This is a genomic window from Nibribacter koreensis, from assembly GCF_039541795.1.
Classification (GTDB): domain Bacteria; phylum Bacteroidota; class Bacteroidia; order Cytophagales; family Hymenobacteraceae; genus Nibribacter; species Nibribacter koreensis.
Genome location: NZ_BAABGX010000003.1, coordinates 280423 through 294959, shown reverse-complemented (window position 1 = coordinate 294959; position 14537 = coordinate 280423). Strand labels below are relative to the sequence as shown.

Genomic DNA, 14537 nt, shown 5'->3' with positions numbered 1-14537 from the left:
GGGCGCGAGTTCTTAGCTTAGCAGTACGCTACGGAAACCTTCAATATTTTTAACGGCCGCGCCGGTGCCACGCACCACGGCGCGCAACGGATCCTCGGCAATATGAATAGGCAGTTTGGTTTTGCTGGCCAGACGCTTATCCAATCCACGCAACAAGGCGCCGCCACCGGTCAGGTGAATACCATTGTCATAAATGTCTGCGGAAAGTTCTGGCGGAGCAATCTCCAGGGCCTTCAACACCGCTTCTTCAATCTTAGAGACAGATTTGTCTAACGCGATGGCAATCTCCTGGTAGGTTACCTTGATTACTTTAGGAATACCAGTCATCAAGTCACGGCCGCGTATCTCAAAGTCAGCTGGCGGGTTCTCTAAATCTGTTAGAGCCGCGCCCACTTCAATCTTAATTTTTTCTGCTGAACGCTCGCCAATCAATAGGTTGTGCTGGCGGCGCATGTGGTCCAGAATGTCTTTGTTGAACACGTCACCGGCTACTCTAATAGACTGCTCGCAGACAATACCAGAAAGCGCAATCACGGCAATCTCTGTGGTACCACCTCCCACGTCCACAATCATGGTACCAATGGGCTGCTCTACGTCAATGCCAATTCCAATGGCGGCGGCCATCGGCTCCTGGATCATCCATACCTCGCGGGCGTCGGCGTGCTCACAAGAATCCTTTACGGCGCGTTTCTCCACCTCGGTGATACCAGACGGAATACAAACTACCATGCGGTAAGACGGCTGGAACAAACGCTTCTTGCCTTTGTCAATCATCTTGATCATGCCGCGTATCATCTGCTCTGCCGCGGTAAAGTCTGCAATTACGCCGTCTTTCAAGGGACGGATGGTCTTGATGTTTTCGTGGGTTTTTTCGTGCATCTGCATCGCCTCACGGCCCACGGCAATCATCTTGTTGGTGGTGCGGTCCATGGCAATGATAGATGGTTCGTCTATCACTATTTTATCGTTGTGGATGATAAGGGTATTGGCGGTGCCCAAATCAATCGCTATATCTGCGGTGAAAAAATTAAATAATCCCATTCGTTGTCTTTTGGTGTCTCTAGCCGAAACACTATATATGAAGAATATTCTCTTTACTAGGTACTACAAAAAGCAAAATTACGTATTTCTGTCATATTATCTCATTCTCATTTAAAAGCCTTTCGTTTTTGGTTTGTTTTCTGTAAAACAGCCTAAAAACGTCGTTTTTCCAGTCTTCATTTTATTCTCTGGAGGCTTTCCACCTTGTTTTTTTACTAAAACAAAAAAAGCCTCTAACGTAGAGGCTTCTTCTTTTCATAGTTTTATTTGTGACAGACCTTCCTTTTCAGGCTTAATTCCGGTTGGATTTGGCCTGGGCCTTTGCCGCTTTTTTGGCTTGCTTGTCAGCATTCTCGCGGGTCCGTTGGGCTTTTTCTTCGGTTCTTACGGACTGCTTGGCTTGCTTGGCGGCATCATTTGCCTCGTCTTCAATTCTATTAGCCTCTTTTGCGTTTGCCTTGGCTTCTTTTAGCAAGGCTTTCTGGTCGTTGGCCGAGGCTTTGGTCTGCGCCGCCGATTTTTTGGTGTCGGCTTTTAACGTTCTGGCATCCTGAAGGCGTTGTTTATCCTGCATCTCTTTCTCCTTTTGCTGGGAGTTAGTTTCCTGAGCAATGGCGTTGGTAGATAATAGTGTTGCACCCCCTAACAAGAAAGCGAAAACAATGGCCTTATTTTTCATAATTTATTATAGATTAACTGTATCTCAAGCTTACGCAACTATTTGAAAATCAACTGAATTTATATTTTAATATATATTCCATTCAATATAAAATCTCAAAGACGATCTGAGTTGGGAAGCTATCCGTTTTTGGCCTGATTTCTTGAAAACAGGCCAAAAACGAAAAGCCCGGCTGTTCTAGAACAGCCGGGCTTTTGATTGAGTCTGAGATAAGTAATGATTAATGCTTGAAGTGACGCACACCGGTCATGACCATGGCCATGTTGCGCTCATTGCAGGCGTCAATAGAATCCTGGTCTTTGATGGAACCACCCGGCTGTACCACGGCGGTAATGCCGGCCTCTGACGCGATGGTCACGCAGTCCGGGAACGGGAAGAACGCGTCTGAGGCCATCACCGCCCCTTGCAAATCAAACCCGAAGCTTCTAGCCTTTTCAATGGCTTGGCGCAAGGCATCTACTCTGGATGTCTGGCCCACGCCGCTGGCCAAAAGTTGGTTTCCTTTGGCCAATACAATGGTATTGGACTTGGTGTGCTTGCAAACCTTTAACGCGAACTCCAATCCTTCTACTTCTTCTGGTGACGGTGCGCGGTTGGTGGCGGTTTTAAAGTCCTTGGCGGTTTCTGTGGCTGAGTCTTTGTCTTGTTCAATCACACCGTTCAGCAAGGTTTTAAACAGCTTAGTTGGCAGTTGCACCGGCTTTTGTCTAAGCAAGATGCGGTTCTTCTTAGAGGAAAGCAGTTCCAACGCATCTTGATCAAAGGCTGGGGCAATCAAGACTTCAAAGAAGAGCTTGTTCAGTTCCTGCGCAGTGGCCAGGTCAATGGTTTTGTTGGCAATGATCACCCCGCCAAACGCCGACACTGGGTCACAAGCCAAAGCATTCAAATAGGCTTGGTGTAAAGTATCCGCCACGGCCACGCCGCAAGCATTGGTGTGCTTTAAAATGGCCACGGCGGGTTGGTTCGCAAACTCGGCCATTAACAACACAGCGGCGTCTACGTCTACCAGGTTGTTATAAGACAGCTCTTTGCCGTTGAGCTTGTCAAAGAGTTGGTCCAGGTTGCCATAGAAGGTACCAGCCTGGTGCGGATTCTCGCCATAGCGCAGGGCTTGGCTGGTGCGTTCGCTTTGTTTGAAAGCTGGCGCAAGCTCTTGCTCTTTGCTCAAGTGCTGGAAAATGTGCGTGTCATAATGTGAAGACACGTCAAACGCCTTGGCTGCAAAACGCTTGCGGTCAGAGAGGTCAGTGCTTCCGTCTTTGGCCTGCAAGAGTTCTACCACCTCACCGTACTGCTCGCGGTTAGAGACGATGAGTACGTCCTGGAAGTTTTTGGCCGCCGCTCTAATCAAGGAAATCCCCCCGATGTCAATCTTCTCAATGATGTCCTCCTCTGAAGCACCAGAGGCCACGGTTTCTTCAAACGGATACAAATCCACAATCACCAGGTCCAGCGCCGGAATCTGGAAGTGGCGCAACTCCTGCTGGTCCTGCTCATGCCCGCGGCGGTGCAGAATCCCCCCGAAGATTTTAGGGTGCAAGGTCTTCACGCGCCCTCCAAAGATGGACGGATAATCAGTTACGGTTTCTACCGGTACTACCTCAACGCCTAGCTTCTCCAGAAAGTCCTGGGTGCCGCCGGTTGAGTAAAACGTCACGCCTTGTTTCTGCAATTCGCGCACCAGCGGCTCCAGACCGTCTTTGTAGTACACAGAGATTAAAGCAGATTTGATTTTAACGGTATTCATATAGATTGAGAATGATTGGGTTCAATTGGCAAATTAAAGGCAATACGCCTCAGGACATACGTAGCCACCCCAAAATCCAGATGTAACTGGACATGAGGCATCCAACTTCTATGTGAAGTGGTGTCCTTTAAAAGAAAGCGCAAAAGGGTAGCGGGCAGATGAAGGGAGCAAAACGCAGAGGGCTGGAGTAGTCGCTTCATCTTTGGCAGGTTAGGCTTTGGGGGTCTGTTTCTCCTGGGTGAGCAACTCTTCTACTACGCGCGGCAGGTGCTTGTGCTCCAGAGAAAGCACGCGCGCCGCCAAGGTCTCGCAGGTATCGTCTGCCCGGACGGGGCAGGTTTCTTGAAAGATAGGCGCGCCCTCGTCATAGTGCTCATTCACGTAATGGATGGTGATGCCGGTTTCGGCCTCTGTCGCATCCAACACTGCCTGGTGCACATGCTGTCCGTGCATGCCTTTGCCGCCAAACTTAGGTAACAACGCCGGATGAATGTTGATGATCCTATTATGGAAGGCCCTCACAAACTCTGCTGGTAACAGCCATAAAAATCCGGCCAGTACAATCAAATCTGGATGATAGTCATTTACTTGCTGGGCCACGGTGCCGTCTTTCAATGAAGCCCGGTCAAAGACCACGGTGGGGACGTTGAAGTTTTCGGCCCGCTGCAGGGCAAACGCGTTGGCGTTGTTGGAGAAGAGCGCCGCCACCTGAATAGTAGGGTGGTGCTCAAAGTGCTCCAGCAGGCGCTGGGCATTGCTCCCAGAGCCGGAAGCGAAAATGACGATGTTCTTTTTAGAAGAAGTACCCAAAACAGCTGGTCATGCAGATGGAAGAGCAAAGATAGCGTTTCTGGCTTCTTTTCCAGAAAATAGGCTGAAAACGATGATATTTGTTTTCTCAGGCTCACCATTGCCCGTTACATTTGTCCACAGCGTAGACTACAGGTCTATACTTTCTAATCCTTTCTGGTATTGATGAGCACGCATTTGGCTATGCCTGAGAAGGCTCTTTCTTCCGGTGCCCTTATACTTCCTTTTTCATCTTCTCCGCTAAGCGCTCACGGCCGCGAGGCCCCGTCTTCCCGCCTCGCGCTGTACCAGCTTGCCTCTTTTGCATGGCTACTTCCTTGCTTATTTAGCTAACATTGCTTTATCGTGACCGCTATCCTGTCAGAGGCGGCAACCTGCTTAGGCGACTCGACGGAAAGACTGGATCAGGTACACGTAGTAGAAGCCTTTGCCAAACGAGGATTCTCCCCTTGAGGATTGGCCAAACGAGAGTTTGAGCCAGCGAGCGGAGCTCTGTAGAGGGGTGTTTATATCTGTAGATGAATTAGCAATGGGCAATCAACTATTAACCGTTTTTAGGCTATTTTCCTAACCTTCTTCCAGGGAGAAGAGACTGCTCGTTTTTGTCCTCTTTTCCAGAAAATAGGCCAAAAACGACAGGATTAATTTAACCGGGCCAGCCCAGTGGGCAGTTGCTTGTTCTGGATGGGCTGGTACGCCTGGATTCTGGGCTTCTTCTCTGTGAGGTACTTCCAGTAGCGTTTGGGCATGTGCCGCATGTGCAGTTTCTTGTTGCGCCGCTCCGGGATGTTGACGTGGTCAAAGTACGCCTGCCATAGCTGTTGGTACAAAGGCTCCACGCCAGCCAGAACATCCTGCGGCAAGTCTATCTTCTGGAACGCCGGTGCGCCATCTTCCATGGACACCAGCTCTACAAACTGGCCATTGTAAAATGCCCCGTATTGGCGCTTTACGTCATAGATAAGCCACTGCTGGTCGGCGTAGCGTTTCTCAAAGTGGGTGACAATCAAAGGCAACACGTTGAAGTCGGGTTGGATGGGCGCTACGTAGAGGCCGTCTTGCGTGCACTGGAACCTGACAAAGGCCTCCATGCGGTGCTTCTCTCTAAACATCTGCTTGCCCACCTGCGCCATCTTCTGCACGCAAGGCTCCGCGAAATTTTCTTCAATACCCTCCTGCTGGCTGGAGAAGACCAATTGCACAAACTGCCAGATGAGCATCTCAAACCCCGGCTGTTCCCAGAGGTAGGCTTTGTACACGTTCTCCCAGGCAGCCTTAGATAACTTCTTACCCAGACCTTCCCAAACGCGCTTGGCCTTGGTCTCATCTGATGGGATGAAATGGTGCTCCGCAAAAATGCCCGGAGGGGCCTCGCCTTCTTTGCCTATCTGGTCTGGCCAGGCCTTGCGCTCATACGCCTCAAAGATGACCGTGAGCAGTCCCTCAAACGAGCCATCATAGGTATAGAAGTGCATAGCCAGAATATAGCTGAATTAGGAAGCGATGCGGATGTCGCTCAATACGGCGTTGGCGGCGGCCTCCTGGCGCTGGGCAGACAGTTGGCGCAGATACGGCACCAGCGTGCTTAGCTTGCAACGGAAAGAAACAGGAGCTACGGTTTGGCGGGCAGTGATAGATTGCATGGCGGTGTTGGTTTGATGTTTTACAAATGTGATTTTCTTTGTTTTGGAAGCATTTAGCTTCCCAGTTCTGGGTTTCCGGTCGCGGCGGCTCAGCTGGCCTGCTGAAACAAATCCAGCTGACTTCCCCACAGACCGTTTCGGTCTCCCTTTTCCCCGAAAAGGATTCTTCTTCGGATGGCTTCCTCGTCCCATTCTCTCGTCTCCAAACTGCGCCCTCCGCAGGTGATAAAGTACTTGGCCCGTTTAATGACCACCCCAATCTGTTTCAGGTTCTCCCAGTTGAGGTATGCAAAGCGGCGGGCTGCCACTATCTTTTTGGCAGACTTTAAGCCTATGCCCGGCACCCGGACAATCATCTCATAGTCTGCGGTGTTAATCTCTAAAGGAAACACGTGCCGGTTGCGTAGCGCCCAAGCCAACTTGGGGTCAATCTGCAAATCCAGGTTAGGGTTCTGCTCATCTAGCAACTCCTTCGCGTCAAAACCATACAAGCGCATGAGCCAGTCGGCTTGGTACAACCTGTTCTCTCTGATAATGGGCGGCGTGCTGATGATGGGCAGGCGGCTATCTGTTACCACGGGCACATAGCCAGAATAGTAGACCCGCTTTAACTCAAAGTTCTTGTACAAGCCGCTGGATAAGGCCAGAATTTGACGGTCGCTTTCGGGCGTGGCCCCAACTATCAACTGCGTGCTCTGTCCGGCCGGCGCGAAGGCAGGCGTAGACTTGAACAGCCTCTTCTCCTCTTTCACCAATACCAACTGGTCTTTGATGTTGCCCATGGGCGTGAGAATCTCCTGGTAGTTCTTCTCTGGCGCCAAAGTCTGCAGGCTCAGCTCAGAGGGCAGCTCAATGTTTACGCTCAGTCTGTCGGCGTACTTACCGGCCTCTTTGATGAGTTCTTCGCTGGCACCCGGTATGGTCTTGAGGTGGATGTACCCGTTGAAGTTGTGCTCCAGGCGCAGCTTCTTGGCAATGCGCACCAGGCGCTCCATGGTATAGTCAGAGTCCTTGAAAATACCAGAGCTCAGGAACAGGCCCTCTATGTAGTTGCGGCGGTAGAAGTTGATGGTCAAATCCACCACCTCCTGCACTGTGAAAGCCACACGCTTCACGTCATTGCTTTTTCTGGACACGCAGTAGGCGCAGTCAAAAATGCAGAAATTGGTGAGCAGAATTTTCAGCAGAGACACGCAACGGCCATCCTCGGTATAGCTGTGGCAAATGCCCATGCCTTCGGCGTTGCCTAATCCTTTGCCTTCGTTTTTGCGTTTACCGCCGCTAGAAGAGCAAGAGACGTCGTACTTAGCCGAATCTGCCAAAATGCTTAGCTTTTCAATGATAGTGTTCTGCATCTGTGTGGGTTTATGTACTCCTGAATGCGTTAGCAAGATACTAACAACTCGCTTTTATAACTAATAATTTTAGTTTTTTGTTTTCCACAAGGTGATGTTCAAATGTTTATAACACTAAAATTATTAGCATAATAAGCTTCTACACCAGATATGCATGATTTTTGCGTACTTTAGAAGGATGTATTATTGGGCATGAGCGCTAACAGACTCGGCACGGGTCTTTTCAAGGTCCTTAAGGTTGCCGCACTCCTTTTACTGGTCTCTATTTTGTGGCTACATAGCTCACCCAATGCCTGCGCCCAGGTGGTAGTGCCGGACTCCTCCTTCGTGCCTACCTCCATATTAAAAAAGGACACCGTTGCCAGAGACAGTATTCAACAAAAGAGGTTCCTAGATTTTCTGCGGCGCATGAGCCAGCGCAAAACCATTTTTGGCCGGGCCATAAGGGCCTTGGTGGTGTTTAAGCCGCGCAAGCTGGAAGGCCCCGTAGATGCTGAGCTATTGCCTCAGGACCAGGAGCAGCACAACTACAAGGTGGTGCGCAAAATCCATTTTGTGCGGATGGATGCCTTTGGCTATAACATCAATGACACCTTACAGGTACCAGACAATGCGCTGGAGAAATTTGGCAACGCCCTGCACTCCCGGTCCAAGCCCCGGCTGCTACGCAACAAACTCCTGTTTCAGCAAGGCAAATTCTTAGAACCCCTGGCTCTCTCAGAATCTGAGCGTCTCTTGCGCCAAACGGATTATATAGTAGACGCCAGAATTCTAGTCAATGACTCTACCTCTACCCAAGACAGCGTAGACGTCACGGTTATCACCAAGGACATCTTCAGCTTGAGCGGTTCTGGTTCTGTGAGTACGTCTGGCACGCGGCTGGCCTTGCGGGACATTAACTTTCTGGGACTGGGCCACCAGATACGCACCGTGGGCAGGTTTGCCATGGATGACCCGCAGGGCTGGCTGTTCCAGGGCAGCTACCTGATTGAGAACATCTACCGGTCGTACATTTCGGCGGAGCTGATTTACAGAAACGAGTACACGTATAAACAGCAGGGCATTTCTTTCCAGAGAGACTTCTACTCTACCAACACCAAGTACGCCGGCGGGGCCACCATCAATTGGTACCAGACCCTGGTACCCGATTTCTATGAGCCCGAGGTCTATGACACAGATCCCGTCCCTACGCCAGCGCCCATTCTCTACAAACCTCTGGACTACAACGTGCAGGATTTTTGGGTGGGACGCGCCTATAGGCTCAAGTCCTATGATCTAAGCCATGACAATCCGGGCCGTTTGATTACGGCGCTGCGGGTCATGAACATCCAGTACACGCAGGGCACCGGGCCTACCATCCAGAGCGCGCGGCTGTACCTTTCTGGCCTGGGCTACAGTTTCAGGCGCTATTACAAGGACCAGTACCTGTTTGGCTTTGGTAGAACAGAAGACATTCCGGCGGGCAACCTGTTGGCGGTGACGGCGGGCTTTGAAGACGGCTCCGCTAAAAACCGACTGTACTTTGGGACCAAGTTCGCTTTTGGCAAGTACAAGCCCAACTTTGGCTACCTGTATGGCGGCATGGAATACGGCAGCTACCGGTACCAGGGCGGCTGGGAGCAGGGCGTCTGGACCTCAGAGGCTTTGTACTTTACGCCCCTTTACAAACTTAACCGCTGGCGCTGGCGGCATTTCTTGTGGAACAGAACCCAGATTGGCCTAAGAAGACCAGATTTGCTGGCGCTGCATATTAACCAAGATGACGGCATTAGAGGGTTCAGGTCTGAGATGGTGCGCGGCTACCGCAAGTTTGTGTTAAACTATGAGACCAACTTCTTTGCCCCGGTGACAGTGTTTGGATTTAGACTGGCGGTGGTGGGCTTTGCTGATCTGGCTTGGATCACCGAGAAAAAGGACGGCTCTCCCTTCACGGAGAAACCCTACACCGGCTTGGGCATGGGCTTCAGGTTCCGGAACGAGTACCTGCCCTTTAGTACCATCCAGATTCTATTAGGTTACTACCCACGGGTACCACTAGACAATCAAACCGACTTCAAGTTCTTCAGGAGTTCGCGCCCGTATTATGACTTCAACGACCTGCGCTTTACCCAGCCCTTGATCACAGAATTCAGATAAGCCGTTTTTGGTCTATTTTCTGGAAAACAGATCAAAAACGGTCTTAGTTAAAACCCCTGTCCACCTAGGCGCCAACTGGGAGATGATTGACTTGTTGTAAAAAATCCTTAGCTTTAATTCCCCCTCTTGCCAAAGCAAGTTCTTGAAAAACAGAATTTTCTAAGGCCCACTGCTTCCCGTATTTTGCGCCCTACCGTATGGTAAAACTTTTACGCTGTCCACTCCTTCTTCTTTGCGCTCTGTTATTACTACTGGTTGGCCAGAGCCGCGCCCAAAGCACCTCTAACAAAGGCCGTGATTTCTGGCTGGGGTACATGGCGCATTTTGAGGGAACTGCCTCCAGGATGAACCTCTACGTCACCTCAGACCGAGACGCGCAGGTGACCGTGACCGTGGGTAGCAACACGCCCACTACGCATGCCGTGACCGCCAACAAAGTCACCGTGATTCCCATTAGCGTGTCGCAGGCGTACGTGAACAGTTCTGAGTTGATTGAGCCCAAAGCCATTCACGTGACATCAGACGTGCCGGTGGTGGTCTATTCGCATATCTATTACACCAACAAGTCGGCGGCTACGCTGGTACTGCCTACCAATACCCTGGGCCGGTCTTATTACGCCATCAGCTATGACCAGCTGTACTATCCCACAGACCCAGGCCGGGCCTCTTCACAATTGATGGTAGTGGCGTTAGAAGATAACACCACCATTGAAATTACACCTACCGTGCCCACCCTGGGGGGCAAACCTGCCGGCGTGGCGTTCTCTCCAGAAAGGCCGCTCATGAAGGGCGAAGTCTACCAGGTGCGCACCTTGCAAGACCTGACCGGCACCAAGGTAGAGTCTATAGACACAGGCTTGGGATCCTGTAAACGTATTGCGGTCTTCTCCGGAAGCTCCTGGACGGCCGTTCCCCTCAACTGTCCCGCCACCATCAGCGGAGACAATCTGTACCAGCAACTGTACCCCATCAGCGCCTGGGGCAAGAGTTTTGTAACGGCTCCTTTCAAAAGCCGTCTGGCCGGCGATGTATTTAGAGTGCTGACCTCTGAGGACAATACCAGCATCAACATCAACGGCACATCGGTGACCAGAAACAAAGGCCAGTTTTATGAATTTGAAAGCATGGCGCCTAATTACGTGTCTGCAGATAAGCCCATTCTCTTTGCCCAGTACGCCAAGACGCAGTCCTGTGACGGCGTGCAGGCAGACCCCGAGATGACGTTGGTCAACCCCGTGGAGCAGACCTTAAAGGACATCACGCTGTACTCGTCCAGAGACTTTCAGATTTCCAGGCACTACATCAACGTGACCATGAAGTCACAGGACACGGCCACGTTTTTAATGGACGGCAAAAAAGTACTGTTTAAAACCATTCCCGCCAATCCGCAGTTTGCCTACTCCCAGAACGATGTGTTACAAGGCAACCACTCGCTCAAGGCAGACAGTGGGTTCAATGCCGTGGCCTACGGGTTTGGCCAGGTTGAGTCCTACGGCTATTCGGCGGGGGCCAACGTGAACAACCTGGTGCAAAACATCATGGTATTGTCAGACTCCATTTGTGACGGCCGTAGCATCAGGTTCAAGGGCTTTGCCATTTACAACCCGCTGGCCTGGAAATGGCATTTTGGGGACGGCACCACCTCCACAGATCAGAACCCTTCGCATACGTTTCCAAAGCCCGGCACTTACACCGTCTCTCTGGTCACCACCAAGTCCAACGGCAATGACTGCGACTCACAGGACTCTACGTATATTGAGGTAGAAGTGCATAACAATCCGCAATCAGAGTTCACCTACAGCACCGTCTGTTCCAATGAGGCCACCCAGTTTACAGATGCCAGCCAAGTAACCACCGGCGAAATCATCAAAGAATGGCACTGGGACTTTGGGGACGGCACCAAATCCAGGGAGCAAAACCCAAAGCACCCGTTCACAACGCCCGGCACCTACACCGTAAAACTGATGACGGTCACACAGGCCCTCTGCGTCAATGAAGTCCAGAAAACCGTGGTTATTTACGCGCCGCCTCAAGCCAAATTCAGTGCACCGGCCACTTGTGACCAAAAAGAGATGGTGTTCCAGGACCAGAGCACGGTAGCCCTGGGAAGCATAACGAAGTGGGCCTGGGATTTTGGAGACGGCTCCGCTGTATCCACCATTGCTTCGCCCAAACATATATACCCGGCACCCGGCACCTACCTGGTTAAATTAAAAGTGACCTCAGACAAAGGCTGTGTAGATTCTACTCAACTATCCGTTACGGTTAACCAACAGCCCACCGCCGAGTTCAGCCTGCCCGACATTTGCATCAAGGACGATGCCGTCTTCCAGAACACCTCCAGCATAGCCGTGGGCACGCTTACTTATTTCTGGGAGTTTGGGGACGGCAAGACGTCCACTCTGCGCCACCCTAGACACCGCTACACCAATGAGGGCGTCTACACGGTCAAGCTCACCGTCACCAGTGACAAAGGCTGCATAGCCACGGCCACCAACACCTACACCGTGAGCGGTGCCGTGCCTGAGCCGGACTTCACGGCCGCTTCCTTCTGCCAGAAGCAGGGCGTGCAGTTCAAGGACGCGAGTAAAATTGCTTTCGGGAACATTGTGCGCTGGCGCTGGACGTTTGGCGATGGCCAGTTCTCAGACCAGCAGAACCCCGTGCACACCTACGCCGCCGCGGGCACCTACCAGGTCAAGCTCCGCGTCTGGTCCGGCATTGTCTGCACCGACTCTGTCACCAAGCAGATCACCGTCATCCCCAACCCTGTGGCCAGTTTTACCACGGCCAACGTCTGCGAGGGCGAGGCAGCTAAGTTCACCAACACCTCCACGGCCAACGGAAGCGGCGCGCTCAGCTATCTCTGGACGTTTGGGGATAGCAAGACTTCTACCGAGCAGAATCCAAACTATACCTACGCTACGCCCGGCACCTATACCGTCACGCTGGTTGTGAAGGCGGCCAACGCTTGCGAGGAAACCTTTACCCAGAGCATTACCATCTACCCTACGCCGCGCGCTGATTTTTCGCCCACGGTGGGTTGCCAGGCGGACGCGGTCTCTTTCCAGGATATGACCAGCTTATCTGGCGGAAGGCTCACCACGTGGGCCTGGGACTTTGGCGATGGGACCAACTCAGCGCAGCAGAACCCCAGCCACCAGTACACCAAACCCGGCACCTACACCGTCAAGCTGACCACTACCTCAGACAAGGGTTGCCCCAGCACCGTCACCAAGCAGATCACCATCACCCCCACGCCCGTGGCCACGGCCGGGCCGGACCAGCTCATCTGCGGAAAGACCACTGCTGTCCTGGCAGCCAACGTCACGGCACCTGCCGCCGGCAAGTGGACGGTAACCAGCGGCACCGGTGGTAGTTTCTCTGACGAGACCTCTCCCAAGGCCACCTTCACCGGCACCATGGGCGGCACCTACGTCTTGCGCTGGACGGCCAGCAACAGCCCATGCGCCAGCGTCTATGATGAGGTGGAGATCAAGCTTAGACCCACGCCCAAGGCGGACGCCGGCAAGGACGTGATCTTGATAGAAGGCGAAAACACCACTTTGGCCGGCACCGGCGAGGGAAGCCTTAGATGGTCCCCTGCCACCGGACTCAGCAACGCCAACATAGGCAACCCGGTGGCCACGCCCGAGGTCACCACCAAGTACTACCTCAACGTGCTATCAGAGGCGGGCTGCCCCAACGTGGATAGCGTCTTGGTGACGGTGCTTAAGAAGCTCAAGATCCCCAAGGCCTTCTCGCCCAACGGCGACGGCGTGAACGACACTTGGGAGATTCCGGGAGTGGAGGATTATCCTAACGTGAGCATTGAGATCTACAACCGCTGGGGCGAGGTGGTCTACAACGCCTTCGGGTACAAGACGCCCTGGGACGGCAGGCGTAACGGCGCAGACCTGCCCGTGGGTGCCTACTACTACATCATCAACCCGCACAACGGCCGTCCTAAGTTCTCGGTCTCCCTGACCATTCTACGCTGATGAGAAAGCTACTGAAGAAATGCTCGCTATGGGTGGTTTGCATAGTGATGCTGGCAGGCGCGAACGTGCAGGCCCAGCAGATTCCGCACTACAGCCAGTACATGCTCAACCCGCTCCTGCTCAATCCGGCCATCAGCGGTACAGACAACTATCTGGACGTGCGTGCCGGCTACCGCAACCAGTGGGTGGGGCTGGAGGGCGCGCCTACCTCTTATTATTTAAGCGGGCACATGCCCCTGGGCAAGCTGGACTACAGCAGCACGCCCACCACGTTTAGGCCGCAGTCCTTCTCCAAGAGCAAGAGCCGCGCCCGCTGGAAGCCCCAACACAAGAGCACCCTACAGAAGACCCGCGCCCACCATGGCCTGGGAGCGCTCGTCCAGGTGGACCAGGCGGCCGGTCTCAAGCGCACCGACGCCCAGCTGATTTACGCCTATCACTTGCCGCTCAATTCCAGCATTAAGCTGGCGGCGGGCATCTCTGGGGGCATCACGCAATACGGCCTCAACTGGGAGCACATCTCCTTCACCAACCCCAGTGACCCGGTGACCAGTGCGCAGGACTACCGCCGCACCCGTCCCAACCTGGGCGTGGGCCTGATGGCGTATGACGGTCAGTTCTACGCGGGAATTTCTTTGGCGCAGGTGTTGCCGGCGCCCTTCAGCTTCAGATCCTCTAGTGCTGAGGTTCCGGCCAAACAGCAGCGACATATTTTTGCGCACGGCGGATACCGGTTTGCGGTGGGCCGGCAGTTCAGCGTGCTCCCCTCAGTGGTGCTCAAGTACGCTAATCCCAGCCCGCTCGCCTTTGACGTGAACGCCAAGGTCTTCTACCGGGACCAGTTCTGGCTGGGCGGCACCTACCGGCACCACGACGCGGCGGTGGCCTCGGCGGGATTCCAGCTCAAGCAGCGCCTGCACCTGGGCTACGCCTACGACTTCACCACCAGCCAGCTCAGCACAGTAAGCCACGGGAGCCACGAGATCGTGCTGGGCCTCATGCTCCGCAACACCCGCGGCGTCTTCTCCCCGTCCCAGTACTGGTAAGCCGTTTTTGGCTTATTTTCTGGAAATCAGGCCAAAAACGCCCAAGAAAGAAATAGTTAATGGCCGGATACAAAAA

General features: G+C 52.9%; 10 protein-coding genes. 3 read left to right on the top strand and 7 right to left on the bottom strand.

All coding sequences use genetic code 11. The annotated features are described in order from the left end of the window. Positions 1-12: 12 nt before the first annotated feature. The 7 genes from ABD880_RS16670 to ABD880_RS16640 all read right to left on the bottom strand — a co-directional run bounded on the left by ABD880_RS16670 (position 13) and on the right by ABD880_RS16640 (position 7278). Positions 13-1041 (bottom strand): rod shape-determining protein, encoded by a 1029-nt coding sequence (locus ABD880_RS16670; protein ID WP_345168618.1) that lies wholly within the window; start codon positions 1039-1041, stop codon positions 13-15. Positions 1042-1333: 292 nt separating this feature from the next. After that, positions 1334-1720, bottom strand: a complete 387-nt coding sequence (locus ABD880_RS16665; protein ID WP_345168615.1) for a hypothetical protein — start codon at positions 1718-1720, stop codon at positions 1334-1336. Between the two features lie 220 nt (positions 1721-1940). Further along, the gene (gene purH / locus ABD880_RS16660) at positions 1941-3470 is read right to left on the bottom strand and encodes a bifunctional phosphoribosylaminoimidazolecarboxamide formyltransferase/IMP cyclohydrolase (protein WP_345168613.1); all 1530 of its coding nucleotides are present in this window, start codon (positions 3468-3470) and stop codon (positions 1941-1943) included. Positions 3471-3680: 210 nt separating this feature from the next. Then, positions 3681-4280 (bottom strand): phosphoribosylglycinamide formyltransferase, encoded by a 600-nt coding sequence (purN, locus tag ABD880_RS16655; RefSeq protein ID WP_345168611.1) that lies wholly within the window; start codon positions 4278-4280, stop codon positions 3681-3683. A gap of 641 nt (positions 4281-4921) precedes the next feature. Further along, positions 4922-5755, bottom strand: a complete 834-nt coding sequence (locus ABD880_RS16650) for a TIGR03915 family putative DNA repair protein (RefSeq protein ID WP_345168609.1) — start codon at positions 5753-5755, stop codon at positions 4922-4924. An 18-nt stretch (positions 5756-5773) separates the two neighbouring features. Continuing rightward, a complete protein-coding gene (locus tag ABD880_RS16645) occupies positions 5774-5923 on the bottom strand; it encodes a hypothetical protein (RefSeq protein WP_345168607.1) in 150 nt (49 codons plus the stop codon). An 89-nt stretch (positions 5924-6012) separates the two neighbouring features. Beyond that, positions 6013-7278, bottom strand: a complete 1266-nt coding sequence (locus ABD880_RS16640) for a putative DNA modification/repair radical SAM protein (protein ID WP_345168605.1) — start codon at positions 7276-7278, stop codon at positions 6013-6015. A gap of 192 nt (positions 7279-7470) precedes the next feature. Here ABD880_RS16640 and ABD880_RS16635 point away from each other — a divergent pair, with 192 nt between their 5' ends. The 3 genes from ABD880_RS16635 (at position 7471) to ABD880_RS16625 (ending at position 14461) form a co-directional block, all read left to right on the top strand. Then, on the top strand, positions 7471-9414 hold the full coding sequence (locus ABD880_RS16635) for a hypothetical protein (protein WP_345168603.1): 1944 nt from the start codon (positions 7471-7473) through the stop codon (positions 9412-9414). A gap of 197 nt (positions 9415-9611) precedes the next feature. Then, positions 9612-13415, top strand: coding sequence for a PKD domain-containing protein (locus ABD880_RS16630; RefSeq protein WP_345168600.1), 3804 nt, complete (start codon positions 9612-9614; stop codon positions 13413-13415). Beyond that, on the top strand, positions 13415-14461 hold the full coding sequence (locus ABD880_RS16625; RefSeq protein ID WP_345168597.1) for a PorP/SprF family type IX secretion system membrane protein: 1047 nt from the start codon (positions 13415-13417) through the stop codon (positions 14459-14461). Before ABD880_RS16630 ends, ABD880_RS16625 begins: the two co-directional genes overlap by 1 nt. Positions 14462-14537 lie beyond the last annotated feature (76 nt).

Bases quoted from the DNA above. Each gene is read 5' to 3' on its own strand.
- ABD880_RS16670 (WP_345168618.1), bottom strand. From the start codon at position 1,041: ATGGGATTATTTAATTTTTTCACCGCAGATATAGCGATTGATTTGGGC.
- ABD880_RS16665 (WP_345168615.1), bottom strand. From the start codon at position 1,720: ATGAAAAATAAGGCCATTGTTTTCGCTTTCTTGTTAGGGGGTGCAACA.
- purH (WP_345168613.1), bottom strand. From the start codon at position 3,470: ATGAATACCGTTAAAATCAAATCTGCTTTAATCTCTGTGTACTACAAA.
- ABD880_RS16650 (WP_345168609.1), bottom strand. From the start codon at position 5,755: ATGCACTTCTATACCTATGATGGCTCGTTTGAGGGACTGCTCACGGTC.
- ABD880_RS16645 (WP_345168607.1), bottom strand. From the start codon at position 5,923: ATGCAATCTATCACTGCCCGCCAAACCGTAGCTCCTGTTTCTTTCCGT.
- ABD880_RS16640 (WP_345168605.1), bottom strand. From the start codon at position 7,278: ATGCAGAACACTATCATTGAAAAGCTAAGCATTTTGGCAGATTCGGCT.
- ABD880_RS16635 (WP_345168603.1), top strand. From the start codon at position 7,471: ATGAGCGCTAACAGACTCGGCACGGGTCTTTTCAAGGTCCTTAAGGTT.
- ABD880_RS16630 (WP_345168600.1), top strand. From the start codon at position 9,612: ATGGTAAAACTTTTACGCTGTCCACTCCTTCTTCTTTGCGCTCTGTTA.
- ABD880_RS16625 (WP_345168597.1), top strand. From the start codon at position 13,415: ATGAGAAAGCTACTGAAGAAATGCTCGCTATGGGTGGTTTGCATAGTG.